This window comes from Marinomonas sp. MED121 (assembly GCF_000153025.1).
Lineage (GTDB): Bacteria > Pseudomonadota > Gammaproteobacteria > Pseudomonadales > Marinomonadaceae > Marinomonas.
The window spans coordinates 633,844-658,472 of the sequence record NZ_CH672429.1 but is presented as its reverse complement, the minus strand read 5'-3'; the positions used below and the strand labels follow the sequence as shown (position 1 = coordinate 658,472).

The following is a 24,629-nucleotide window of genomic DNA, read 5'->3' as shown; positions in this document are numbered from 1 at the left end:
GAAGCCATGACATTAAAAAAGGACCGAGAGGTCCTTTTTTAATGTCTGTTATTTGATTAGTGATTAATATCTGTTATTTGATTAATGATTAAAGAGTGTTATGAGCATAGGATTTTCAATCAGTAGCCAAGCACTAACCAGGGCTAAGCTAGCGGCATAAAGGTAATTCAGTACCATTTCATAGGTAGGGCTACGCGATATTTTTGACAATAAATCGCCAATGGAAACCCAAAGAAAATGGATAGAAATGTTTAAGATGGCGAGCCAGATAATCAGCAGCATGATGCCTTGGCGTCCAAATTCTTGTTGGACTTGATCAGAAAATAGCGTGAACATTAAAAAGACCATTAACCAGCCTTTAGAGTTTAATGCTTGTACTATTAACCCATCAATAAAACCAAGTGACTGTGATTTTTTATCAAGCTTAGACGTGCTGCTCTGAATAAATTTATAAGCTAAATAGAATAAGTAAAAAGCGCCTAATAATTGCATAGTGTTCATCAGTTCAGGCTGAGACTTTAATACTTCGCCTAGCCCAAAGCCTATGATGATGGACTTCACTAAAAAAACTGTATCGACACCCGCGATTAATGGGATGGATCGTTTCACTCCAACACTTGCACCTGATGCTGCAAATACTATGTTGGCAGGTCCCGGACTAAACACTAAGGGGAACATCACCCCTAACCAAATTAAAAATAAACTCATAAAACCCTCCTAATAAAGAAGGCAAATTTTAGGGGATAGGGTTTTAGTCTTCTTGTATGAAATTGACTCTTGAGGTTTGCCCTAACTGATAACTTGAAAGGTTGAAAATGAGAAATACTGTGTATCAGAGAGTCTGAGAATTAGACATGCTGATAGTTGGAGGGAGAAATGCCAAAGGCCTTTTTAAAATTGCGTGTGAAGTGGCTTTGATCATAAAAACCGCAAGCAAGCGAGGCATCTACACACGTTGAACCCACCGCAAGGAGCTCCTTAGCTTTTTGCAGCTTGATGAGAATTAAGTATTGGTGTGGCGTGATGCCAAACAGGGTTTTAAAGTGTTTGATCAATTGAAACTTTGAGCAATTCGTGACGGCTTCTAGCTCAGTTAATGATGGGTTAGTGTCAAAATTATCATGAATATAATCACGTGCCCTATAGCTTGCCGCTTTTGATATCCCTTGATAAGCCTGTTCTTTCGCTGAGCCATACTGAGTGAAAAGTTTATCAAGCGCCAATACAAATAAAGACTCTTTACTTAACAGGAAAGCAGGCTCCTCTAAGGATATATGCAGCTGTCGTAAGCTATCAAAGAGTGCTTCATCATAGATCTTTGGGGAATCAATAATAGGGTCAATAGGCAAGTCCCGCTGTGAAAATTGAGAGGCAAGCTCCGCTAAATTAAAGTAGAACATACGGTACTGCCAACCTTGCTTTGAACCTGAGAAGCCAGTATGTACTTCGCCTGGATTAATCGCGACGATATGTCTTTTGGGAATGACTAAGTTTTGGCCACGATAATATAAGCCCTCAGCACCATCTTCAATCATGCCAATGGCTAGTTCATCATGCCAATGCTTTGAAAACTCAAATTTGTTGTAGCGAGCAGAGAGAAGCTCGACGCCTTTAAACGTATCGCTTCTCCAAATTTTTGATGTTTCCATGCTCATGTTTTCATTTTCTCAGTAACTTAAATGACCTCTATTTAAAGAGATTATAGCCTTGGAACTGGTAAAGCCGTATAGGATAAAATTGAGCGGTGAAAACCTCACTAGCTTGCCATGTATCTTTCTAGTCTAGGTTTGATGAAAAGGGTCATCATCAAGGCAATGAAAATACCTAAAGGTAGTGCCATAGTGAAAGCGCCAAACCAGTTTTGAGCGAATTCAGCCGCATTTGCCATACCTAGGTTATTTAAGGTTGTTACGAGTGCCATGACGCTTTCCATTATGACAGCCATACTAAAACCAACGACAAAATTGCGTTTCAGGTCGCTAGTATTGGGTAAGCACTTTTTAACAAAACGGCTTACTAAGGTCATGAGTAAGAAGCCAATGGGAGCCATGATAAGTGCGGCTAGGGCTAATGACGATAGCCATTGGCGGACAAAATTATCGGTGAAACCAATATTTTGATAGGTCATAACGAAGGTCAGGCTACCCACTAGAGTAACTATGATTGATGCTACAATGGCGATCTTTTTCAATAACTTAGGCATAATTGTATTTCCTCTCATTAGTGAGATTTTAAAGTGCTCTCTGAATATGGTTGACAATATCAACTAGATTGGGGCGCATCCTAGGAAATATGATTGATAATGTCAACTACTTTGGAATGCTTATGTCAGAATTAAAGATGCCAAACCCTTTTATGGTGCTTGCCCATAAATTTAAATCTATGGTGTTAAGGGCGTTAAGAGACCAAGGCATTGATATTGTTCCTATGCATATCAAATCTTTATTTTGTGTGAATCGTTTAGAAAGCTGTACTGCGGTTGATATTGCTGAAGGGTTAGATAGAGATAAAGCGCAAATTACCCGCCTTATCAAAGAGTTAATTGATAAGGAACTGGTTCGTAAAGAGCCGAACCCAAATGATAAGCGCAGCCAATTGATTGTATTAACTGAGCATGGGCGGGCTACCTTGAACAAGGTATTGAGCATCGAAGAAAGCATAATTGAGAAGATGCATCAGGGAATGTCGCAAGAACAACTTGATCAGTTTGATCAACTTTCAAGGCAAATGGTTGAGAATTTACAGAAGAGCTAAATTAAAAAACCAGCCAATCTAGGCCTTTCAGGTTGGTGATGACCTCTTGTTTAACGCTGGAAGCTGCAATCAGAAGAGCCAAGAATTTTTTGAGACTAAAATTTATAGTTGATCGTCAATCCATTTTGTTCGGAATATTTCTTTCCAATCATGCGATAGTGTCACTTCAAACTGGTACTCGGATGCAGATAAAAGTAACTTATACTTTTTTATTATGGTTAAGATAGCATCACACCATTCTTCTATTTCTTTTACGGTAGGTAAATGATCTATTTCTTGTTTATCTAGATGGGCAAGTCTTTTGTCAATAAAGTTTTCGCAACTTTGATTTATATTTTCTAAGGTTTTAATGTCTTCTTTAATAATATTAATAGAAAGCGTATTTGGCGTATTTGGCGTATTTGGCGTATTTGGCGTATTTGGCGTATTTGGCGTATTTTCAGAGAAGTTTTCGCTAAAATCTCTTTTTGCAGCTCTGATATAAGCTTCTTCTGAAGAGTTAACTTGCTGAGTAAATAAATCTATATAATCACTTTCGGTAAATTGATCAGAGGCACCTTTGATTTTTGTAAGAAGGTCTATTAAGCCTCTACTGTCTCTTCCTCCTAGCTTCACATGTCTGCGGATAAACATAAGAAGCGTTTGTCCATAGGTGATACTTGAAACAGAATAGAAGGCACTGGGCTTTTGAAGCTTTTCATTATTGTTGACCATGTCTCTTAATTCCGAATGTACTCTTCTTACAAGAGAAATGTTACTTGCTTCATGGAGTATTGATCCATTTATACTTCCATCTCCTATCCATTTTTGCCATTTAGTAAGTTGATCTTTATTCATTGATTACTCCTGTAAATATTAGGTGGTAATGAACTTTTTCTCTCTAATCCTTTTCACTGGAGTTACACCAGATCTTCAGCAGGTTAAACCTGTAAGGGTGGTGAAACCCTTGATATTGAATGACATATCCTAGTTTATATACATATGACTTAGCTTCTCTTAAAACCTTAATAATCATAAGCATACCCTCCTTAAGTTGATCAGATAAAAAACTGATTAATTCTGCAATTAAAAAATTCAACCAAAAATTATCTGGTGAAAAAGTTACAAAAATATAGCCTGTCATCATCAGTCTCAAGAGGCCACCACTGAGAGACACAATATTGTGTTTCGACAAATTTTCTAATGAGTATCATAATGGGTCTAAATTATATATTTGCAAGTAATGGGTTTTTGATTTTTTTGCAAGTCTTGTTATAGATAATACTTAATTTTGATAATATCTATTTAAATTTTGCTTCCAAAGGAGGGGGAATTGTTCATGAACAGATATGAAGTAGATTCTTCAGAAACTCAGTTTCAAAAAGGCTCAAATGATTTGGTTTTGCTGAATGACTTAGGTATTACCTCATTAGAAGAAATGGATGATATAGAGGCAATTCTATTAACAAAGCTGTATGAAAAGGTTTTTCGAATTGAAAATACAGAGCTAACTTCCTTTTCTTTTCTAGATATTGCAACCTGGCATAGACAATGGCTAGGTAATATTTATCAATGGGCAGGAAAAATTAGACAGGTTGATATGAGTAAAGGTGGCTTCAGGTTTGCTACGCCCCAACATATTGAACGAAACTTGATTATATTTGAGAGGGACTTTCTTTCAAAAATACAACACTTACCTAATTTGGATCATGAAGAGCTCGTTTCTTATTTAGCTCGCAGTCATATAGAGTTTATTCTAATTCATCCTTTTCGAGAAGGTAATGGACGCATAAGTAGACTACTGTTGGATTTTATGTCTAATAAAGCTGGCGTTGGGCTATTAGATTATAGCCTTTGGGATGAAAATAAAGCTTTTTATATTCGCTCTATTCAAGCTGGTGTTGCCAAGGATTACCAGCACATGGAAAGGTTAGTTAGAGATATTTTAAACTGATAAATGTAAGCTGCTATACTTTTTTCTGTTTGCTTTTATTTTTTCTTCAATTATTTTTATCGATTGACCAGTCTCTATCGCAGTAGAGCTGGCAACGGCTCTGTATATCATTTCCTGAGTGATTTTTTTCTTTTCTTTCCTCATTTTTCTCTCCTGATATAAGAAAATTAATACACTTAATGCTATATCATCTAAGTGCTTTTTTCAATCTAGTAAAACCCCCTATTTAACTTGAAAATAGGGGGCTAAAAACATAAAAAACCAGCCGAGGCTGGTTTTTTTATACTCATAGCTTCAACTAAAGCGTCAGCATAGTTACAAGGTAATCAACTCATCACAAACACTGCTTAGTAAGGCCTTATCATGGCTCACCATCATAATGGCGACGTCCCTGTGTTTCACCACATTGACTAGCGCTTCAATAACAGCTTTTTGAGTTAACATATCAAGACGTGAAGTAGGCTCATCAGCAAAAATAAATGTGGGATCGAGTAACATCACGCGGACAATTGCTAAGCGTTGTAACTCACCACCTGAGACTTGATCAGGATTACGGTCAATCAGCCCTTCATCCAGTCGCAATTCGGCAAGTAACCCTGTTAGCTTATCTTGGCCTATGTGATATTTTTTCATCAGATCATTGAAGCTGGTTCTTAAAGGAACATGAGCAGAAAACACATCCGTTGGATCCTGAAAGAGTTTTTGTGCTTTATGTTTCTCGTTATTTTTATGTGCCCACTCGATTGTACCGCTGTCGCTTGGTAGTAGGCCTAATAACATATCTCCCAGTGTGCTTTTTCCACAGCCACTGTCGCCACTGACACCAATAATTTGCCCCGGGTGTAAGCTAAGTGATACATCGCTGAAAAGTGCTTTTCCACCTCGGCTTTTACTGAGGTTTTTCGCATTTACTATGGATGGACCCTTGTTGCTTTTCGCTTCCCTTTTTGGCCAGCGACGTGGATCGGCATCAATAAGCTCTTGCGTATAGGGATGAGCAGGGTGGCTGAGAACCTGCTGGCTCTCTCCCACTTCTATGACGTCGCCTTTACGCATAATCATCACGCGCCCACCAAGCTGATGGGCAACGTCAATGTCATGGGTGATCGTAAAGACACCTTCATTTTTTTCAATGAGTGAGCGCAATTGCTTGGCGATATCATCACGACGATTAGCGTCCAACCCTTTGGTTGGCTCATCAGCAACAGTGAAGGTTGCTCCGCCTGAACGTGATGCTAAAAACGCAACCCTTTGTGCCATACCGCCAGATAACTCAAATGGGTATTTATGTGTGGCATGGGGCAGTTTAACGCTTTCAAAATCATGGGAGGCTTGAGCGGTTGCGTCACTCGCGTTTAAACCTTTAACTATCTGATAGCCTTCTTTAACCTGCTTGATCGCATGCATAGTAGGGTCTAACGAGCGTGTCGGCTCCTGTGGGAGAACACAGATGGTTTTCCCCCATAAGGCATTCCGGTCGTCAGCAGATAGGGTGTGAATGGCTTGATCGTGTAAGTAAATCTCACCCTCTGCGATTAGGCCTTCAGGTAGATTATTGGCGATGGCTTGAGCCAATAAGGTTTTGCCTGAACCGGTTTCGCCGACAATGGTCAGCGCTTGCCCTGCAACTAATTCAAATGATACTGGGTTAACGATCATGTTCCCATCAAGCGTCTTAACGCTTAGATTCTTTACAACGAGCATTATTTTTTCTTCCCAATCATCAGATTTAAACCTAGGACTAATATAAATAAAGTAATTATTGGCTGTAGTATGATCCAGGGTGCTTCGTAGTAATAAGGCATGAGCTCTATCATCATGAGGCCTAATTCTGCACGGGGCGGTTTTACACCAATGTTAATAAAACCAAGAGATGCGACGGATAAAACGGTAGTTGCCAAGGTAAAGGCCGCCAAACGTAAGATAATCGGACGCAGCTCAGGGAAGTAGTGTCTTTGTAATAAATACCATGGTGTGAACCCCAATAATTGAGAGGCGGCGACAGCATCACGGTTAGCGATAATCATGGATTGCGCTCGCACGACTCGATACATCTCGATGCTGGCAATCAAAGAGACACCCAAAAAGAGTGGCCATAATTTCCCCGGTGCAATTGTTGCGAACAGCAATATAAATAACAGTCCAGGAACAGCCAAAAATAAATTAGAAATTAAATTTAAAACCTTATCGGCTGTTTTTGGGTACTGCGCCGAAAGGACACCCATTAGCGTGCCGAACCCAGTAGCAAACAAGGTACTCACTACGGAGATACCAAGAGACACTTGCAGCGCAGCAGCCAAACGTAACCACATGTCACGTCCCAGATGGTCAGTACCAAACCAGTGTTCAGCACTTGGCGCTTGGAGCGTATTCATCAAAGATTGATCGTGTGGGCTACCTGCAACAAGTAATGGCGCTAGTAAGGCAAAAACACAAGGAACTATGAATAACAAAAGTCCTATTCTTTGCTTGAAAGAAAGTAGGCTAAAAGAGGTGATGATATTCATTATGACTTACCTCCTTCACGTGGATCGAGCAGGAGTACAACGATATCGACTAATGCATTCATGGCGACAAAAATGAGTCCCATTGCTACCGCAGCACCTTGTACGATTGGAATATCCCTGGCAAAGATGGCATGCACTAAACTGTGACCTATGCCAGGCCATGCAAATAAGGTTTCAATCACCACAACGCCTTCAACAATCGTAATAAACTGAATGCCTAAAAAAGCCACGACCGGGACGAGCAAATTACGCCACCCATGACGTTGGAATGTTTGCGCATCCGATAAGCCTTTAATGCGCGAAAACAAAAAGTATGTCGAGTTACGGACACCTAGTGTGCTATCCCTCACTACTTGCACAGAGACGGCAGCAAGCCCTAACGCCAGTGTCAAAGTAGGTAAAATTAAGTAGGAAAAATCACCATGTCCGGCAGCAGGCAGCAGTCTCATCTGCACTGCAAACAACATGACTAATAAAATACCAATCACAAAATTCGGTACGGATTTTAATGACACGCTACAAAATAACAGGGTCTTGTCGAACCAAGAGTTCGGGTGTTTTGCTGCCAAGACGCCCAAAGGTACGGCAATAAAAACCGATAACACAATACTCGCACCGGCAAGTGTTAATGAATGGCCCAAAGTGTGCCCAACTTCTTCAATGACAGGGGAGCCACTAACTAATGAGTTACCGAAGTTGAAGGTTAGACTGTCGCCTAACCATTCAACCAATCGAACCCATAAACTGCGGTCTAGCCCTAATTCACGTGCAACGCTTTCTGCCGTGCTCGAATCCATCAAATCGATGCCATAGCGCCCACCTGCAATGCGATAAGCCATGTTTCCACCTAGGCCTTGTGCTGCAAAAAAGCACACAATGCCGACGAAAAGTGCGACAAAAACAGCTTGGATGGAACGCCAAGCCAGAATGTTGAGTAGAGTGTTAACAGTTTGTCTTTTCATACTGTATTCAGTCTTTTCCTTTAGTCTAAATGGGCGTTATTTCACTAACTCAATTTCATTTAAGCGATAGGTTGTATCAAAAGGATCAAGAGAAACACCTTTTAAGTTTTTCGAAACAACAACAGATTGCTTATACCAAATGACAGGAATGACAGGCAGTTCTTCTTGAATAGCGCGGGTTACCAAGGCGCGGTTAGCATCGGCTGCATCATCGGTATTATCTAATTTAAGCGCGTCCAATGCTTTGGCAACCGCTTCATTTTCCCAGTTCATTGCACCCCAATCAGCGCCACCACGGCCAAAATCGCTGGCGATGTTGTTAAGTGGTGATTGTACGGTAGCGTAGTTACGTGACATTAACGCGACTTCTAACGTACCGTCTTGGTGGCCACCTGGTACTTCTGTATAGCTGCCGATAGAAATGTCCATTTTAATACCAATCTTTTTGAATTGATCTTGGATCGCATTAGCGATTAATGGCAGTTCAGGTCGATCAGAATAGGTTCTCATTGTGATTTCGAAAACTTTGCCGTCTTTTTCAGCATAGCCTTCACCATTAAAGGTAAAACCGGCTTTTTCTAACAAGGCTTTGGCGTTATCAGCGTTGTATTGGAAGGGTTCTAAATCTGTGTTGTGCCACTGAGAAAGGCTTGGTGGTAACAGTTGCGTCGTTTTGATTTCAGGTGAACGAAGCAAAGAAGCCGCAATACCATTTCGGTTGATGGCTTGGCTCATGGCTTGACGAACGTTTATATCCTGCATGAAGGGGTGTTTATGGTTTACTTTTATGGTGATAACACGTGGCAACATGATACTCATCACATCGAGTTTCGGATTGTGCTTCAAACGGCTAATGCTGGCTGCATCAAGGCTGTATGCGATAATGGAAGGCTTGCTTTCAGCCATCAATGCACGAGTTACGCTACGAGATGCCGCAATGTATTCAATTTCATCAATACTGGCTTTTTCTCCCCAATAATCGTCTTTTTTAACAATACTCAAACGCTGTGGCGGAGTGAACTCTTTAACATTAAATGGACCTGTACCAACCACCTGATTGACATCACCATCCTTGTCATACGCTTTAGGTGATAAAATCATCGTAGTATGGTGTCCTAATGCTGCGGGCAGCAAGGTATAAGGTTTTTCTAAGGTAAAGACGACAGAGTTATTCTTGCTCTGCATAGAAAGAATTGGCACGCCTTTCAAAGGGCCCGGTTTCTCTTTAGCTACTTCTAGGGAATGGATTACCGCATCCGCAGTAAGGGCTTCACCATCACTGAAAGTGACATTGTTGCGTAAAGTAAAAGTCCACACTTTTTTATCATCACTGACAGACCAGTCAGTAGCAAGTTGAGGCTTCAGTCCTCCTGCTTTATTGATGCTAACTAATGTTTCCGTTATTCCCATACGTGTGAATGCATAACCGCCAACGGTTGGATCCTTGGATTTAAGCTCCCATGGGGAAGTGATGGTAATGGTTTGTGCCTGTAGGGACAAAGCAGCGCCTGCCAAGGCGGCCATGATCAAGGATTTCTTTAAATATTTCATAGAGGTGTTTGCTCTTGGATCAACGAAGGGAAATGTAATTATTTATAAAATGTTATGATATAACATAGCAAGATAATCTGTAATAATTATTTCTGTATTAGTATGTAATTATGAGGGAGGCTAGAGGGAGGTTTGCTACATGAAAGCTTGTGATCAAAACGTTTTGAATGGCTTAAAATTACCAATATGAGCTCACCTAACCAAATTGGATTTTTTAGTTAAGGAGTTTGCTAATAGAACTTCTCGCGTTTCAATATGTGAATATAATGCCTGAGACTTAGAGCGATGTTCGCAACTTAAGCCTTACTCTATTGGTTATTTTTTGACATAAAAAGACCCCCAATAATTGGATAGTCCAACTATTGGGGGTCAGTTTAAACGTTAGCTTTTTTATCTATGAAAAATGAGCTAAAACTTTAATTTGTTTTGACTAAGCCTTCTTCTTTTAACAGTTTCAAAATCGCTTCAGCCCCTTCTTGGCTAGTCTTAGGCTCTATTACCTGGCCGCCTTTAGCTTGAGACACGGTTGCGGCTTTAAAGCGATCGGCAGCGGTTTTTGCTTTGATCTTCTTCATACGCTTAGGTTTTTTACTGGCATCCTCAAAGTTAAAGCTCGCCGCGTCGGTATCGGTTTCGTTATAACCTTGTAGTTTACCCACTTCGGCACGCATAGCTGCACCATAGGCGGTTTGTCTGGCTTCAGGTGCGCTCTCATCTATGATGAGTATGCAAGGTGGTTTAACACTTATTGCGCGTCTTGCCCCTCTTGGTAAAGCCTGAGTAATGTTTAGTCCTGCTTCTGTTTGCTCCACTTCACAAACTTGGTTAATCACAGGTAGATCCAATGACTTTGCGAGTAAGTAGGGCAGCATGCCTGAGCTTTCGCCTCTTTCAGCTTGGCTACCTGTCAGAATGATATCGCTCTTAGTTTGTTTGAAATAAGCACTAAGGGCAGCCACCGGATCAGCGCTCTGTTCTATCTCAAGGATGCAAACAGGGGCAATAGACATGCCAGCAAAAGATTTAAGCGCATCAGCATCTTGGTAGTTACCCGCATGTAAACCTAAGCATTGTCCTAGTTTAGCGGCGAGTTCAAAAGCTTTAGCATCTTGTTCTGCACGACGTGTTCGACCAGACAGCGGGTGTTTACCTAAAGAGAGAAGCGTATGTGTCGTTAGTTGACTAAGCGGCATGTGATTCTCCCTCGCTAATTTCTTGGGCTTGCACTAGTTCAACTAGGGCGTTAAGAATATCGGTACTGTCAGCAATGATGCTCAAATCAGCTCGTTTGATCATGTCACACTTGGTATTGGTATTAATGGCAATGACCTTATCGACTTGAGAGATACCTTGGAGATGCTGTACCGCACCTGAAATCCCCACGGCAATATAGACTCGAGCACTCACCCAAATACCCGATGCCCCCACTTGGCGATGTCTTGGCATAAAGCCATCATCTACTGCTACACGGCTTGCGCCTTCGGTTGCCCCCAAGACGCTTGCTGCTTGATGGAAGGTATCCCAATCACGAATACCATTACCACCAGAGAGAATAAATGGTGCAACAGAAAGGCTAATATCAGCAGGGTTAACCGCTAACATGCCAAGGTCATTAATTAAGGCTTTAGCAGAAACAGCTAATTCAAGCTCATCCAGAGTGCTGGCAGCATGTTGTGTTTCGTCAATCGGATCAGCGACCTCGGCATCAAGCAACATAACTTTGCTTAATGTTTTGGTAAGATCTTGGGTGCCAGCAGAAGCACGACAAATAATGCTGTCTTCTAATGGCTTCCAGCCATGAGTCACAGGGCGAGAGTCCAGTTCAGCCGCAAAACGACGGCCTAGATCTGCACCACCATCAATGGAATCTGGGAATAAGAAATGGGCAACATCAAGAGATTGCTCAATTTGTACCAGAGCTTGAATACGGGCTTCTGGCGAGAAACCTTGGTAAATATCGTCATTTAATTCTAATAAACGATCTACTCCAGCATCTTGCCAACCTGTTTCTTTGTGCTCACCAAACGCAATGGCAATAACCGCTGTATTTTCATTCGCGAGACTATGGGCATAACCCAATACATCTTTATCGTGTGATGATAAACGCCCAGCGGCAAGGTCTGGTAATACCACGATATAACGTGTGGGTGATTCGATAATATGTTTCGGTTTTTGCTCTTCAATTTGCATCTGGTTAACAGAGCTGCCAGAGGCCTGATTCAAGTTAGCACGGTCAATACGTTTGATACCGTTTGGTCCCATAAAACCGATCTTATGAGGGTCCTTTCTGATGACACCGTTAGGGCCCATGGAGATAGCCGTCGCGGTTAGCTCCAAATGCCTTGGATGTAAACGGTTACGCTTGATTCGCTCTATATGCGGATCAACACGTTTTACTTGATTCGCCATTATTGAACCTCCGCTGGGGCTGGTTTATTAGATTCAGCAGGTTCTTGCATAACAACCAACTGTTCGACTAATAACTCAGCAATGTCTTTCACTTCTGGCCTAGGTGTTACGACACCTTCTAGCATAAGTGCGCATTGAGGACAGGCAACCGCGACAATCTCAGCGCCTGTAGCATTCGCATCATCGATACGCATATCTGGGATACGTTTTTCACCTGGAATATCGGTAATAGGGGCTGCGCCACCACCGCCACAGCAACGTGAACGGAAATTGCTTCGCTCCATCTCAACGAAATCTGCACCCATGGATTTAAGCAATGATCTTGGTGCTTCAAATTCGCCATTATAACGGCCAAGGTAACAGGGGTCGTGGTAGGTCACTTTGCCACGTAAATCATCCTTTAAGTGTAGACGACCAGACTCGCTTAGTTCGTTCATAAAGGTGGTATGGTGCAAGACTTTATATTGACCACCTAACTCACCATACTCATTGCCAATAACATGGAAAGAGTGCGGGTCGGCTGTGACTATCATATCAAAGTGATATTGACGTAATGTGGCAATATTGGCATTAGCAAGACGCTGGAAAGTGGCTTCATCGCCTAAACGGCGGGCTAAATCACCTGAATCTTTCTCTTCATTGCCCAATACAGCAAACTCAACATTAGCAGAGCGTAATAATTTCACGACGGCTCTTAATGTACGTTGACCACGCATATCAAAGGCGGCATCACCCATCCATAATAAAACTTGTGTACGTTTAACGTCTTTCATTAGCGGTAGGTTTTGGTCAGCCGCCCAGTTCATTCTATGGGTTGGGTTATAACCATTCGGGTTATCTGTGGCAATCAAGTTGTCGATAACCTGTGAACCTTGTCCAGGTGTTTGACCTTTTTCTAAGGTTAAGAAGCGGCGCATATCAACAATGGCGTCCACATGCTCGATGAACATAGGGCATTCTTCAACGCAAGCGCGACAAGTAGTACAAGACCAAAGTGTTTCAGGTTCGATCAGACCATTGACGATAGGCTGGTGCATATTCCCTTTATGATCTTTAACTTCAACTCCTTGGTTTTCTGGATAAGGAGAACCATAGTAGTTCGCTTCTGTGGTGGCATCCTGCGCATGGCTCATGCCGATCACAATATCTTGAATGACTTTTTTCGGATTTAGCGGCTGACCTGCTGCAAAAGCAGGGCACATAGATTCGCAGCGACCGCATTGCACGCAGGCATCAAAGCCTAATAACTGGTTCCATTTAAAGTCAGCAGGCATTTCAACACCGAGTTTGGCGTCTTTATCGACCATAGGGCGATTCAGGTCTAAGGCTTTAAGGCCTGTGGAACGACCACCGTTGAATCTGTCTTGGCGTGGGTGAAACCCTAAATGCAGCGCACCGGCAAAGGCGTGCTTCATCGGACCGCCCCAAGTCATACCAAATAGCATTTCAGTTAATCCCATAAAGCTAAAGGCTGAAAGGATCACAACAAGCACCCAACCAAAAGCATCCGCAGAAATCACACCGGAAGCAGGTAAGGTTAGAATGAAAAAGCTTAGAGAAAAGCTAATCAGGCTTTTAGGTAAACGCATCCAAGGCCCTTTAGATAAGCGGCTTGGAGGATTAATACGACGTTTAGCAACAAAACACGCACCGACAAACATCATCGCAAGGGAAGCGAGTAAAAGCTTGCCTAAAATCTCTGGTGCAAGACCAAAGACATACACAAGAATAATCAGCACCATGGATAAAACAAAGCCGCCAGCGGTGGCAACATGGGTATTACTTATGTATTTATCACGCTCCACCACATGGTGAAGGTCATTAAGGTAACGGGGAATAATGGCTTTGATCGCAGGGAAAAAAGCAACCGGATTGTCTTGTCCCTGACGCCACATATTAACGCGACGAATGGCGCCAATCACCCATAAACTTAGGGTTAAGACAACCAAGAAAGGTAGTAATGAAGGTAATAGCGAATTTAGCATGCTAACTCATCCATCTAAAGAAAAGAGCCTTAAAAGCAGGCTCAATTTAGCTGTGTTAAAACTTCTCTTAGGCTGAGTAGTCGCCTAGGAGAAGGGAGTTAAAGCTGTGTTAAGGCGCTCACCTAAGTGAGCACCTAGTAGGCTTTAGATTTCTTTACATAAACGTAATGCGTCATAGATAGCCGCGTGCGTATTTCGCTGTGACACACAGTCACCGATGCGGAATAACACCATGCCGTTAGCCTCTTTAATTGCCGGCTGAAGTTTGCCTTCATAAAGTGCTTCGATATCCATCTGGCCTTTATTGATAGAGTCTGCTTTTAGCTCGTAGTAAAGCACTTCGTTAGGGCGTACACCGTTTTCAACCACAACTTGGTCAATCAAGCGTTCTTCCTGCTGGCCTGTGTATTCGTTTTCAAGCAGCGCCACCAACTTGTCACCTTCGCGGTAGACTTTTTCAAGAATCATATCCGAGGTCATGATGACTTCTTTTTGATACAAGCTTCTATAGTAAGTCGGGAAGGTTGTACCGCCGATACCCACACCAGGTTTAGTATCGTCAGTGACAAGTTCAACTTTCGCGCCATTGCTTGATAGGTAATCAGCGGCTGACATACCTGAGAATTCACAAATCGTATCGTAAACTAAGACGTTTTCGCCCGGTGCAACTGTGCCATTTAGGATATCCCAAGAGCTAACAACTAAGCCTTCAGCGGCGCCCCAATGAGGGTTTTGCTCAAGGAAAGGCGTGCCCCCTGTTGCCAAGATAACAAGGTCCGCATTCATATCACGAATCATGGCCGCATCGGCTGCTGTATCCAGTTTTAGATCTACCCCAAGACGCGCTAATTCAAGTGCGAACCAACGGGTGATACCGGCAATTTGGTCACGTTGAGGTGCTTTGGACGCGATGGTGATTTGGCCACCTAGTTCTGGTGCTCTTTCGATTAGGGTTACCTTGTGACCACGTTCAGCCAGCACACGTGCTGCTTCCATACCCGCAGGACCACCTCCAACAACCACCGCATTTTGAATCTTGCCAGTGGTTTTCTCAAACAGGTGAGGCATATCCATGTGTTCACGGGAGGTTGCTGCGTTTTGAATACAAAGAACGTCCAAACCTTGATACTGACGGTCGATACAATAGTTAGCACCGACACATTGACGGATTTGGTCAACTTGGTTCATCTTGATTTTGGCAATCAAATGAGGGTCAGCAATGTGAGCACGTGTCATACCGACAAAGTCAACATAACCTGCATCTAGAATACGCTCAGCTTGGTTTGGATCTTTAATGTTTTGTGCGTGGATAACAGGTACATCAACAATTTCTTTAATACCCGCAGCCAAGTGAAGGAATGGCTCAGGCGGATAACTCATGTTAGGAATAACGTTAGCCAAGGTGTTGTGGGTATCACAACCCGAGCCAACAACGCCAAAGAAATCAACAAGACCTGTGTCATTGTAGTATTTGGCAATCTGTTTCATGTCGTCTTGATTTAGGCCATCTGGGTGGAATTCGTCACCACAGATACGCAAGCCAACAACAAAGTCAGGGCCAACTTCTTCACGTACGGCTTTAAGTACTTCCATACCAAAACGCATACGGTTTTCGAAGCTGCCGCCCCATTTGTCATCACGTTGGTTAACACGAGGAGACCAGAACTGGTCGATCAAGTGTTGGTGTACCGCAGAGAGTTCTACACCGTCTAGACCCCCTTCTTTGGCACGACGAGCTGCTTGGGCGTAGTCTTTGATGATGCGATGAATTTCTTCTTCTTCGATGACTTTACAGGTAGCACGGTGAACCGGCTCACGAATACCAGAAGGTGAAAGCAGGTTAGACCAGTTACCACCATCCCAACGCGAGCGACGGCCCATGTGAGTAATTTGAATCATGATACGGCCGCCGTGCTTATGCACAGCATCCGCTAAATTTTGGAAATGGGGGATAATGCGATCGGTAGATAGGTTAACCGAGCTCCACCATCCTTGAGGACTATCAATGGAAACCACACTGGAACCACCACAAATACACAGACCACAGCCACCTTTGGCTTTTTCTTCATAGTATTTAACATAACGGTCGGTTGTCATACCGCCATCAGTTGCATAAACCTCAGCGTGGGCGGTACTGACAATTCGATTACGAATGGTCAATTTATTAATGTTTAGTGGTTGAAAAAGGGATTCATAAGCCATGTGTACTGTCCTCAAACAAATCGGGCGGACTTTATTCTGTGTCCGCCTCAGTGACTCGTTATATTTATAATAGTAAGTAGATTCGTCAGTGAAATCTTAAATTAACTAAAACGGCCACCTAGATGGCCATCCAATTTACAGTGGCGTCACTTCAAATAGACCAAACTCAACGCCTTCTTCGGCCGCACATTGGGTTTGAACTGCTTGAGTTTTGACTTTATAACCTAAGCTTTGAGCCACCTGGTCCATGGCACCGGCAAACCAGCCAGTGAACATATAATCAACCTTGCGATTAACTTGGCCCATTTGTAGGACAAACGCAGAGTGATCAAGGCGCACTGTACAAGTGCCGGCTTCTAGGTCGATTGCTTGGGTTGTAAATATGCCCCAACCACGCTGAGAAAGGCGTTTCATATAGTGTTCAAAGACATCAACACCGCTGATACCGTGACACTCAGCTTCTTTCTCACACCAGTAGTAAGCTGATTTATAACCCGCTTTATAAAGCACTTGTGCGTAAACTTCAGCGCCTAGCTCTTCTTCAATACCCATGTGGTTATTGATGAAAAAGTGGCGAGGTACATACAGCATAGGCAGAGCATCTGTTGTCCAAACGCCAGTGTCATCGTTAACTTCGATTGGCATTTCTGGTGCGTGAGTTCCTGGTTTTTGTGACATTATTTTTCTCCCCATACATCTGCTAGAACGTTGACCCAGTTTTGGCCCATAATTTTTTCAACTTTAGAATCAGACCAGCCGCGATCACTTAGGGCGTCAGTCAAATTCGGGAATTCACCAATAGTGCGAATGCCTAGTGGGTTAACAATTTCGCCAAAGCGAGTTAGACGGCGAGCATAGCCCTTGTCATGTGTTAACCACTCAAAGAATTGTTGGTCTTGGCCTTGCGTAAAGTCAGTACCAATACCGACATTGTCTTCACCGCAAAGGTTAACCACATATTCGATTGCTTCTACATAGTCATGAACAGTGGCATTAACACCGGCTTTTAAGAAAGGGGTGAACATGGTAACGCCAACAAAACCGCCGTGATCGGCTATGAATTTAAGCTCTTCATCAGACTTGTTACGAGGATGTTCTTTTAAGCCAGAAGGAAGGCAGTGTGAGTAACAAACCGGCTTTTTAGAGGCTAGAATGACTTCTTCAGAGGTTTTGCTACCTACGTGTGATAGGTCACACATGACGCCAACACGGTTCATTTCGGCAACGATTTCATGACCGAATCCAGATAGACCGCCATCTCTTTCGTAACAGCCCGTTCCCACAAGGTTTTGTGTGTTGTAGGCCATTTGAACGATACCCACACCTAGCTTTTTGAAAATTTCAACATAACCGATTTGATCTTCAAAGGCATGGGCATTTTGGAAACCATAGATGATGCCAGTTTTACCCAACTCTTTGGCTTTTAAAATATCTTTTGTAGAATGAACCTGCATCACCAAATCATTGCTTTCTTCGATGAGGTTGTTCATCTCAACCAAATTATTAACCGTACCCTGAAATCCTTCCCAGACCGAAACTGTGCAGTTAGCGGCGGTTAAGCCACCTTTATGCATGTCCTCGAATAGCTCCCTGTTAACTTTAGCGATAACAAGTCCATCAATAATAATAGAATCCTTGTGCAAGCTGCTCATAAAAGTCTCCGGTTGTAATTTGCCGTTAGGTGAGTATTTAACCTTGGTTGAATACTCACGATTCTTTATTTTTAGATTGCATCAGTCTGCCACCGCATCTTGATATTCATCTGCTTAAAAACGACAGAGCTTATCTTGCCTGCGTCAGTCCCCATGAATTTGCGTCAATGCCTTATAAAGAGCGGGTTCTAGGTGAGATGGGTTCTTATTTAACTGGTTAGCTAGGTGTAAATAGGGGGATTTTTTGCCCATTAGCGTCCTAAATTTGTATGTTTTAGGTGTGTTTTATAGAACTTAAAAGGTATTGGGGTGACATAACGAGTGGGTGGGTGTCGCAAATAGGCATATGTAGGGCGCTAATTGCGCTTGTCTCTATATTAGACTTGCCTTGTTTAGTACTATTGAGTGAATGAACTTTAAAAACTAGGATAAAACCTTGTCACCTCCCACCCATGATTTAGACCATGACATCTCAAAATTTAGACAAAAGCCATTTTTATTATGCTGCTTTATTCTGTTGCTTACCCTCATTACTGGTCATTTTCTTTTTATTATTTTGATTCATCACTTAGATTTAATGCCCAAGCAGATGGCATCAAGTGCGTTTTTTAGCAGTAATGGTTTCCTATTAAATTTTATTGGTAATATTTGGCTGGGAAGTACTTTATTAATTGCGCTGATTAAGATGAAAAAGAGTGGTCTCTTCTGGTCTTTGGCTCTGTTTATTTTTGATGTTTGCTCGACAGTATTTTGGATCTTTACACAAAACTGGTTAGCAACCGCCGGTGCACTTGGTCTTATGCTTATCGGGATTGTTTGGGGAACTTGTATCGCCTGCTTTATTTATTTGAGATATCTAAATAAGCTGGGAAAACTGGATTAAATAGCCCGTTTTAACATCACATAGAAGAGGCGTTTAAGAGGCGTTTAAGAGGCGTACAAGAGGACATAAGACTCATGAAAATTGCTGATGTAAGTCGTAAAACAGGGCTAAGTGCTCATACCATTCGTTATTATGAAAAACAGGGCTTGGTTAAAGCACCTTCTAAAGATGCCAGTGGACATAGAGCGTTTAATGAGAAGGACGTTGAGCTGCTCAATTGGGTTGCTTGTTTAAAAAAGTCGGGTATGTCTCTTAATAAAATCAAAACCTATGTGGCTGCGTTTGATGCAGAAGATAACCCTTTAGCAACGGATATTCTTGAACAACATTTGCTTAAGCTTAAACAACAGCTCGTAGATATCCATCATTATATCGATGTCACTGATGTCAAAATAAAACGTTTAAAGAGTTTGACTTAGAGTATGCTCTAACTTGTTAACCTTTCTTTATCAGGCCTAAAAATGTTTGTTTTTAGAGCATTTAACACATAAAGAAGGAGTTAATAATATGCAGATTGAAGTGGCCATAGTAAATGCCTTTGTTAGTCAAGGAGAAGGCGGGAATCCAGCCGGTGTGGTACTAAACGCCGATAATTTAAGTTCAACGCAAAAGTTAAATATAGCCAAACAAGTGGGTTTATCTGAAACTGCCTTTGTTTCTCAGTCTCAAAGCGCGGATTTCAAACTTGATTTTTTCACCCCTACTCGACAAATTGCCCATTGTGGTCATGCCACGATTGCGACTTTTAATTTATTGTCTGAAAAGGGCTTGATACACAACCCAAATTCCTCAAAAGAAACCATAGATGGGATAAGAGCCGTTAATGTGATGCAGAACGCTGCTTTTATGGAGCAAGTTCAACCTAGTTATAAGGCTTTGCCTGACTACCAAGATAGGGTCTTGGCATCGCTTAACTTAGCTGCGGATCAAATCACGGATCAAGCTATCTTGGTTAATACAGGGAACTCATTTTTGCTGATAGGTGTGTCTGACAAACAAGTATTAGCTGATATCAAACCTAACTATGATGAGATTGAGGCGATTTCAGAAGAGCTCGATCTGATTGGTTATTATGTGTTTAGTTTAGATCGCTTTTTACCTTCTTCAGATGCGACAAGTCGTATGTTTGGCCCGAGATATGGCATTTTAGAAGAGGCGGCAACGGGGATGGCAGCAGGCCCACTGGCTTGCTACCTCTATGATCAGAAAAAGATGGATCAAAGCCGTTTCATCATAGAGCAAGGCTATGCCATGAAAGTTGCTTCCCCGAGCCTTTTAAACGCCGAGCTAGACCTTGAAGAAGGTGAGATAAAAAGCCTCAGTGTGGGTGGCAGTGCCAAAGTGAGCAGCTGGTTAAGCGTGAATGCTTGAATTGATTAACATAAATATTTGATCATCAAAGTCATTTAAAAGAGTGAAAATCATGGCTATTTCATCTAGCCATGATTTTCATTACTAATGTTTATATATCCTGAGGGAGATGGTTTATAAGCGCGTTCATTTCTTCTTGGGATAGAGGTAGACGTTTAAACTCTTCACCTTGGTTTTGCATATTCTCTAAATCTAATACTGCTCCAGGCGATATGTCGCTGTCACTATTTACCGCTCCTTTAACACTGTATACGACCCAATTTGCTCCCTCCATTGATAACACCAAGTATGATGCGTCACTGACGGCTAATAAGCTATGAGCGGCAATTTGGGATAAAGATGCATAGCCAAGTACTACTCCTGAACCTAAGGAGTAAGAGCTGGGTATGACAACGGATTTTGATACTTGATAAACGCCATAACCCGCACCAACAGCGGTGGAAGCAACAGTTCCTGTGCCTAGAGTTGCTAAGGCTGCGCCGCTTCCAATTATATTGGCTGAAGCTGCAGCAGCTTCACCTGCTATATAGCTGCTTCCCCCTGCTATGGCTTCAGCACTAGCAACCGTTGCCCCTGTTAGACCACCTGCAACTACAATGCCTGATGAAACAATTGGAACACCTATGTATTTAATGCCTTTACCTGAAGCATAACCCGCAGCAGCGACTGAACCCGCCGCGATTTTAGTTCCAGCATATTGAGCACCTGATAATAATGCACCGCCTGTTACTATTGCTCCTCCAGCGATACTTCCACCAAGGGCTTCAGTTGACGATATCACACTGGCAAGAGCAGCGTGTCCAGTCGGGGCAACAACATCGTATGCCATGGCTGCACTATTCCAGCTGACTTTAACCGCCAACTCAGCAGCTGAAGATACGCCATTTCCAACAAATACAATTGGATAGATGGCACCATTGACTGCTACATAGGACAATGCGCCAGTAGTTAATTTCCCAATGGGTTTAATGACACCTTGCCAAACAACACCATGGATAGCCCACCCTAGAGATTTTAAAACGGCGAGACTGCCATGTTGAGAAGTATCATTTAACTCTTTCTGGCTTTTACCTAAAGATTCATTGATCCCGTCAAAGTAGGTATCTCTGGTGTCATTTAAAAAGTCGGCATATTCAGCGGAGGCTGTTTTTCGCCACTCTTCTAAATCTTGTGTAGTTTGGCTTAGATCCTGCCAAGTCGTTGTGCTGTCCATGTTATCAAGACGTTTTGATAATTGGTCGGGCAATCTAATATAACCCTGAATAAAACTTTCTTGGCCTTGATCAAATGTCTTTTCGGCCTTTTCAATACTGGATGTTGCTAATTTGCTTCCTTTATTCCATGCGTTATTTAGCGTTTCTTGACTATTTAATTGCCCCGTTTGATTAATTTCAGATGCCGCTTTAAGCGAGTTTTCTGAGAGAGAATCTCCTGACTCAGATAGGTTATTCGCCATACTTTTTGAGGCGTCCCATGAGGTACCAATAATCTTATTGGCATGATCATAAGAGTTGTAAATTAATTGAGTCGACCCTGGACGAGAGTGCGCTCTTATCCAGTTTGCAAAATCATTACTTCCTTCAAAAATATCTTTACTAAATTCGTAAGTTTTTTGCGTACCAACACTGACTATTGTGACAGAGTCTTTTGCTGCCTTGATTGATTCTGAAAAAGATTGTTTTGCTTTTAGTCCTGTAAGCTCTTTCGCTAACCCTATCGCATCATTGCCTGCAGGAATAAGCTTAATTGAGGTGTTTGGGATCTGTAGTGCACCTTCTTTATATAGTGATGTATGCCCTTGGCTCACTAGCTTTTTGGTATTTTTTAGAGGGTCAATACTTGTATTTGAGTTAGGTGTATTTGAGCAAGCTAATAAAGTAACGCTTGCAGCACATAATATGATTGGTCTTGTTGCTTGATAAATCATCATAAACGCAAATCCTTTGGCAGTTGATCTAGCACTTTATCAATTAAGCTAGGGTCGTCACTTAGCACTTCTAATTTACCAGGGTTCTCTGCTTGTAACTCTTTCAAGTCAATGACACTACCTACGGGAATTGAGCCTGGGTCCAGTATTTCCCCTTTATAGCGAATTTCACCATTGAGAGTAGCTAAGGTTAATTTTGGTCCATCCCATACTAAAAATATCGCTGAATTCACAGAGCCTAGTAGTAGTTGGCTTGGGATAGCGGTTAAAGCGTTATAACCAAGAACAACACCAGATTTCATTTGATTGACAAAAACTTTTGTACTGCCTTTAAACGCATCATAAGTAACTAGTGCACCATACTCTAATGTATCTGATGCGGTTTTAACTGTGGCTTCGGCCGCTCCTGCCATTGGCGCTGCGACATAAGTGCCAACTTGATTTACCATACCTATGCTGGTTCCGGCTAGGTATGTTAAAGGAACCGAACCTGAAGAAATTAGAGACAAACTGGTTAAATAGCCCCCCTTTAATGTCGGTGAAACGACTTCGATAGCTGTTTTGCCCGTGTAATACATAGCAAGACCTGCTGACTGAACCGTATTTTTAGTTAGTATGTAGCTACTCGAAAGGGGTAAAAATACGGCTTCTCCCGCAATGGTTGCTGTGTACTTTGAAACCTGCCAACTACTTCCTATTGCTGGTTTGACAATACCTTTGTAGGCACCTGAAACATATCCGCTTAGCAGGGTCCATAGACCTGACATAGAATTAGTTTCATCTCCAGAATCTAAATAAGCATTTTTAAATTCAGTTTCAGCACTCTCTAAAGCGTCATCCCATTGGGCTAGAATTTGAGGGTCATTTTCATTGTGGAAGGCCTTTAAACTGTTCCACATTTCAGAATGTTCTTGATAAATCTTGTCAGAATAATTGCCTGGTAATTTTTTTATTTCGTTTAAACTTTCCTGACTTGATTGTCCTAAATAGACATAACCTGAAATAACTGATTGCCAAGCTTCAGCAGCTTTCTCTTTACTATATGTCCACTCATTACGAGCGATATTGTTTGTTTTATCGAAAATAGTGTCAGTTAATTTTGAGCCTGACTGATAAAGAGATTCACTGGTTTTTTTTGAATCTGTAACATTTTGAGATAAGTCTTCTAAATAGTTATTAGATCTTTTTGCAATTGTTGTTGAGGCTTTTTGAATGGCTTGAAAAGATGAATCGATACTTTGTTCTTTAGCATAATTTATCGCTTTCTCACTGGATGTGATGATAAACCATCCTTCTTTATATAAGTTTTTTTGGCCTTCTATATTGGCAACTGTCATGGGGATGACATCTTGAATATTTTGCTTTTCAGCGACTTCTGCATGAGCTAATGGTAAGTAAACTGTATTGATAGTTAACAGCGCAATACTTAATTTCCTATTCACTGATCTTATTCCTTAAGATGAATTCAGTCATCATAATGCCAATAAGTGAACTTGCTTGAAAGCTTTTTGTAAGGGTTAAGCTTTATTAGGCAATGTTTAAACTGATCAAAAACAAGATGTTAGAGATCAGCTTAAAGGGGGATATTAAGTATAGATATGGTTCGTAAAGAACTAAGCTTGCTTTGCTGTGTTAAATCTAAAATTGCCTTTAGCCAACCACTGGTTCAATACAAGTGCAAACATTATGATGCCTGCACCTAGGCTGAGCCTTAAAATATCCGCATCACGATTCCAGATAATCAAGTTCACCAAGATACCTGCTGGGATTAAAAGGTTGTTCATGACGGCAAGGGCACCCACATTGACCTTGGTTGCGCCCATGTTCCAAGCAAAATAGCCAAGCCCTGAAGCAACGATGCCAAGGTAAATCAGAACGCCCCATTGTAAGTTTGTACTAGGCAGTTTCTCTGGGTTACCAAAAGCCAAGTAGCATAAGCTGGCAACAATAAGCGCACCAATAAAGAACCAGCCAAATACGGTTTTCTGATCTAAATCTGAATCCTGTAAAAGACGTTTGTAGCTCACTTGCCCTGTTGCAAAGCAGAGGTTAGCCACTTGGACAATTAAGAAGCCAGTCACAAAGTTTGAATCCAATGTTTGGTATCGAATGGCAATGGCGCCTGAGGTGGCTATCACGGCAGTGATTAAAAAATTTAAATTTAACTTACGATCAAAGGCATCATTTAAGAGAGTGATATAGATGGGAGTCATCACGGTAAATAAGAGGACTTCAGGCACGGATAAATACAAGAAAGAGTGATAGTAAAACACATACATTAGGCCTAATTGAATAGCGCCAATCAGCATTAACTTGAGTATGCTTTTTTTGGGTATCTTGCCAAGGCGTAAAAAAGGTAAAAAGACGATAGTGGCTAAACCAATACGGATTAATACTGAAAACCAAGCGTCCACTTGCCCTGCTAAATAAACGCCAATTAAGCTAAAAGAAAAGGCCCAAAGTAGGGTTACGGCGAATAAATAGGGCATGAAT

The 24,629-nt window shown here is 41.9% G+C and carries 23 protein-coding genes; 5 read left to right on the top strand and 18 right to left on the bottom strand.

Annotated features, from left to right (window positions below; translation table 11 throughout):
• Positions 1-81: 81 nt before the first annotated feature.
• The 3 genes from MED121_RS03005 to MED121_RS02995 all read right to left on the bottom strand — a co-directional run bounded on the left by MED121_RS03005 (position 82) and on the right by MED121_RS02995 (position 2,203).
• Positions 82-708 carry a LysE family translocator gene (locus tag MED121_RS03005; protein WP_009832122.1) on the bottom strand — a complete coding sequence of 209 codons (627 nt, stop codon included), beginning with the start codon at positions 706-708 and terminating at the stop codon, positions 82-84.
• A 140-nt stretch (positions 709-848) separates the two neighbouring features.
• Positions 849-1,655: an AraC family transcriptional regulator gene (locus MED121_RS03000; protein WP_009832121.1), complete on the bottom strand. Its 807-nt coding sequence runs from the start codon at positions 1,653-1,655 to the stop codon at positions 849-851.
• A 101-nt stretch (positions 1,656-1,756) separates the two neighbouring features.
• On the bottom strand, positions 1,757-2,203 hold the full coding sequence (locus MED121_RS02995) for a DUF2798 domain-containing protein (RefSeq protein WP_009832120.1): 447 nt from the start codon (positions 2,201-2,203) through the stop codon (positions 1,757-1,759).
• A 122-nt stretch (positions 2,204-2,325) separates the two neighbouring features.
• On the opposite strand from MED121_RS02995, the gene MED121_RS02990 reads away from it, so the two are divergent.
• Positions 2,326-2,754: a MarR family transcriptional regulator gene (locus MED121_RS02990; protein WP_036179215.1), complete on the top strand. Its 429-nt coding sequence runs from the start codon at positions 2,326-2,328 to the stop codon at positions 2,752-2,754.
• A 102-nt stretch (positions 2,755-2,856) separates the two neighbouring features.
• Here MED121_RS02990 and MED121_RS02985 read toward each other — a convergent pair whose 3' ends face one another.
• The gene (locus MED121_RS02985; RefSeq protein WP_009832118.1) at positions 2,857-3,591 is read right to left on the bottom strand and encodes a hypothetical protein; all 735 of its coding nucleotides are present in this window, start codon (positions 3,589-3,591) and stop codon (positions 2,857-2,859) included.
• Between the two features lie 481 nt (positions 3,592-4,072).
• Here MED121_RS02985 and MED121_RS02975 point away from each other — a divergent pair, with 481 nt between their 5' ends.
• Positions 4,073-4,687, top strand: a complete 615-nt coding sequence (locus tag MED121_RS02975; RefSeq protein WP_009832116.1) for a Fic family protein — start codon at positions 4,073-4,075, stop codon at positions 4,685-4,687.
• On the opposite strand, the gene MED121_RS24370 is transcribed toward MED121_RS02975, so the two are convergent.
• The 11 genes from MED121_RS24370 to MED121_RS02925 all read right to left on the bottom strand — a co-directional run bounded on the left by MED121_RS24370 (position 4,679) and on the right by MED121_RS02925 (position 17,955).
• Positions 4,679-4,831, bottom strand: coding sequence for a hypothetical protein (locus MED121_RS24370; RefSeq protein ID WP_009832115.1), 153 nt, complete (start codon positions 4,829-4,831; stop codon positions 4,679-4,681). The two genes, MED121_RS02975 and MED121_RS24370, sit on opposite strands and share 9 nt — an antisense overlap.
• Positions 4,832-5,002: 171 nt before the next feature.
• A complete protein-coding gene (locus tag MED121_RS02970; RefSeq protein ID WP_009832114.1) occupies positions 5,003-6,391 on the bottom strand; it encodes an ATP-binding cassette domain-containing protein in 1,389 nt (462 codons plus the stop codon).
• Complete coding sequence (locus MED121_RS02965) at positions 6,391-7,140, bottom strand: ABC transporter permease (protein WP_165474605.1); 750 nt, start codon at positions 7,138-7,140, stop codon at positions 6,391-6,393. Before MED121_RS02965 ends, MED121_RS02970 begins: the two co-directional genes overlap by 1 nt.
• 53 nt (positions 7,141-7,193) lie before the next feature.
• Positions 7,194-8,156 carry an ABC transporter permease gene (locus MED121_RS02960; RefSeq protein ID WP_009832112.1) on the bottom strand — a complete coding sequence of 321 codons (963 nt, stop codon included), beginning with the start codon at positions 8,154-8,156 and terminating at the stop codon, positions 7,194-7,196.
• 36 nt (positions 8,157-8,192) lie between these two features.
• Complete coding sequence (locus tag MED121_RS02955; RefSeq protein WP_009832111.1) at positions 8,193-9,707, bottom strand: ABC transporter substrate-binding protein; 1,515 nt, start codon at positions 9,705-9,707, stop codon at positions 8,193-8,195.
• A 416-nt stretch (positions 9,708-10,123) separates the two neighbouring features.
• The gene (locus MED121_RS02950; protein WP_009832110.1) at positions 10,124-10,900 is read right to left on the bottom strand and encodes a hypothetical protein; all 777 of its coding nucleotides are present in this window, start codon (positions 10,898-10,900) and stop codon (positions 10,124-10,126) included.
• Positions 10,890-12,116 carry an electron transfer flavoprotein subunit alpha/FixB family protein gene (locus MED121_RS02945; protein WP_009832109.1) on the bottom strand — a complete coding sequence of 409 codons (1,227 nt, stop codon included), beginning with the start codon at positions 12,114-12,116 and terminating at the stop codon, positions 10,890-10,892. Before MED121_RS02945 ends, MED121_RS02950 begins: the two co-directional genes overlap by 11 nt.
• Positions 12,116-14,101: a (Fe-S)-binding protein gene (locus MED121_RS02940; protein WP_009832108.1), complete on the bottom strand. Its 1,986-nt coding sequence runs from the start codon at positions 14,099-14,101 to the stop codon at positions 12,116-12,118. The genes MED121_RS02945 and MED121_RS02940 overlap by 1 nt, the downstream gene beginning before the upstream one ends.
• 144 nt (positions 14,102-14,245) lie before the next feature.
• The gene (locus tag MED121_RS02935) at positions 14,246-16,303 is read right to left on the bottom strand and encodes an NADH:flavin oxidoreductase (protein ID WP_009832107.1); all 2,058 of its coding nucleotides are present in this window, start codon (positions 16,301-16,303) and stop codon (positions 14,246-14,248) included.
• Positions 16,304-16,438: 135 nt separating this feature from the next.
• The gene (locus MED121_RS02930) at positions 16,439-16,981 is read right to left on the bottom strand and encodes a 4-vinyl reductase (protein ID WP_009832106.1); all 543 of its coding nucleotides are present in this window, start codon (positions 16,979-16,981) and stop codon (positions 16,439-16,441) included.
• On the bottom strand, positions 16,981-17,955 hold the full coding sequence (locus MED121_RS02925; RefSeq protein ID WP_009832105.1) for a dipeptidase: 975 nt from the start codon (positions 17,953-17,955) through the stop codon (positions 16,981-16,983). Before MED121_RS02925 ends, MED121_RS02930 begins: the two co-directional genes overlap by 1 nt.
• 436 nt (positions 17,956-18,391) lie before the next feature.
• On the opposite strand from MED121_RS02925, the gene MED121_RS02920 reads away from it, so the two are divergent.
• The 3 genes from MED121_RS02920 to MED121_RS02910 all read left to right on the top strand — a co-directional run bounded on the left by MED121_RS02920 (position 18,392) and on the right by MED121_RS02910 (position 20,209).
• Entirely contained in the window at positions 18,392-18,838 is a 447-nt protein-coding gene (locus MED121_RS02920; RefSeq protein WP_009832104.1) for a hypothetical protein, read from the top strand.
• Between the two features lie 74 nt (positions 18,839-18,912).
• Positions 18,913-19,257, top strand: a complete 345-nt coding sequence (locus tag MED121_RS02915) for a MerR family transcriptional regulator (RefSeq protein ID WP_009832103.1) — start codon at positions 18,913-18,915, stop codon at positions 19,255-19,257.
• 88 nt (positions 19,258-19,345) lie between these two features.
• Positions 19,346-20,209: a PhzF family phenazine biosynthesis protein gene (locus MED121_RS02910; RefSeq protein ID WP_036178590.1), complete on the top strand. Its 864-nt coding sequence runs from the start codon at positions 19,346-19,348 to the stop codon at positions 20,207-20,209.
• Between the two features lie 91 nt (positions 20,210-20,300).
• On the opposite strand, the gene MED121_RS02905 is transcribed toward MED121_RS02910, so the two are convergent.
• The 3 genes from MED121_RS02905 to MED121_RS02895 all read right to left on the bottom strand — a co-directional run bounded on the left by MED121_RS02905 (position 20,301) and on the right by MED121_RS02895 (position 24,625).
• On the bottom strand, positions 20,301-22,139 hold the full coding sequence (locus MED121_RS02905) for a hypothetical protein (RefSeq protein ID WP_009832101.1): 1,839 nt from the start codon (positions 22,137-22,139) through the stop codon (positions 20,301-20,303).
• Entirely contained in the window at positions 22,136-23,578 is a 1,443-nt protein-coding gene (locus tag MED121_RS02900) for a hypothetical protein (protein WP_009832100.1), read from the bottom strand. Before MED121_RS02900 ends, MED121_RS02905 begins: the two co-directional genes overlap by 4 nt.
• Before the next feature lie 171 nt (positions 23,579-23,749).
• Positions 23,750-24,625 (bottom strand): carboxylate/amino acid/amine transporter, encoded by an 876-nt coding sequence (locus tag MED121_RS02895; RefSeq protein ID WP_009832099.1) that lies wholly within the window; start codon positions 24,623-24,625, stop codon positions 23,750-23,752.
• Positions 24,626-24,629 lie beyond the last annotated feature (4 nt).

Excerpts from the sequence above, each read along its gene's own strand:
- MED121_RS24370 (WP_009832115.1), bottom strand. The coding sequence starts at position 4,831 with ATGAGGAAAGAAAAGAAAAAAATCACTCAGGAAATGATATACAGAGCC.
- MED121_RS02905 (WP_009832101.1), bottom strand. The coding sequence starts at position 22,139 with ATGATGATTTATCAAGCAACAAGACCAATCATATTATGTGCTGCAAGC.
- MED121_RS02970 (WP_009832114.1), bottom strand. The coding sequence starts at position 6,391 with ATGCTCGTTGTAAAGAATCTAAGCGTTAAGACGCTTGATGGGAACATG.
- MED121_RS02930 (WP_009832106.1), bottom strand. The coding sequence starts at position 16,981 with ATGTCACAAAAACCAGGAACTCACGCACCAGAAATGCCAATCGAAGTT.
- MED121_RS02985 (WP_009832118.1), bottom strand. The coding sequence starts at position 3,591 with ATGAATAAAGATCAACTTACTAAATGGCAAAAATGGATAGGAGATGGA.
- MED121_RS03005 (WP_009832122.1), bottom strand. The coding sequence starts at position 708 with ATGAGTTTATTTTTAATTTGGTTAGGGGTGATGTTCCCCTTAGTGTTT.
- MED121_RS02950 (WP_009832110.1), bottom strand. The coding sequence starts at position 10,900 with ATGCCGCTTAGTCAACTAACGACACATACGCTTCTCTCTTTAGGTAAA.
- MED121_RS02925 (WP_009832105.1), bottom strand. The coding sequence starts at position 17,955 with ATGAGCAGCTTGCACAAGGATTCTATTATTATTGATGGACTTGTTATC.
- MED121_RS02960 (WP_009832112.1), bottom strand. The coding sequence starts at position 8,156 with ATGAAAAGACAAACTGTTAACACTCTACTCAACATTCTGGCTTGGCGT.
- MED121_RS03000 (WP_009832121.1), bottom strand. The coding sequence starts at position 1,655 with ATGAGCATGGAAACATCAAAAATTTGGAGAAGCGATACGTTTAAAGGC.
- MED121_RS02945 (WP_009832109.1), bottom strand. The coding sequence starts at position 12,116 with ATGGCGAATCAAGTAAAACGTGTTGATCCGCATATAGAGCGAATCAAG.
- MED121_RS02915 (WP_009832103.1), top strand. The coding sequence starts at position 18,913 with ATGAAAATTGCTGATGTAAGTCGTAAAACAGGGCTAAGTGCTCATACC.
- MED121_RS02995 (WP_009832120.1), bottom strand. The coding sequence starts at position 2,203 with ATGCCTAAGTTATTGAAAAAGATCGCCATTGTAGCATCAATCATAGTT.
- MED121_RS02935 (WP_009832107.1), bottom strand. The coding sequence starts at position 16,303 with ATGGCTTATGAATCCCTTTTTCAACCACTAAACATTAATAAATTGACC.
- MED121_RS02955 (WP_009832111.1), bottom strand. The coding sequence starts at position 9,707 with ATGAAATATTTAAAGAAATCCTTGATCATGGCCGCCTTGGCAGGCGCT.
- MED121_RS02940 (WP_009832108.1), bottom strand. The coding sequence starts at position 14,101 with ATGCTAAATTCGCTATTACCTTCATTACTACCTTTCTTGGTTGTCTTA.
- MED121_RS02910 (WP_036178590.1), top strand. The coding sequence starts at position 19,346 with ATGCAGATTGAAGTGGCCATAGTAAATGCCTTTGTTAGTCAAGGAGAA.
- MED121_RS02990 (WP_036179215.1), top strand. The coding sequence starts at position 2,326 with ATGTCAGAATTAAAGATGCCAAACCCTTTTATGGTGCTTGCCCATAAA.
- MED121_RS02975 (WP_009832116.1), top strand. The coding sequence starts at position 4,073 with ATGAACAGATATGAAGTAGATTCTTCAGAAACTCAGTTTCAAAAAGGC.
- MED121_RS02895 (WP_009832099.1), bottom strand. The coding sequence starts at position 24,625 with ATGCCCTATTTATTCGCCGTAACCCTACTTTGGGCCTTTTCTTTTAGC.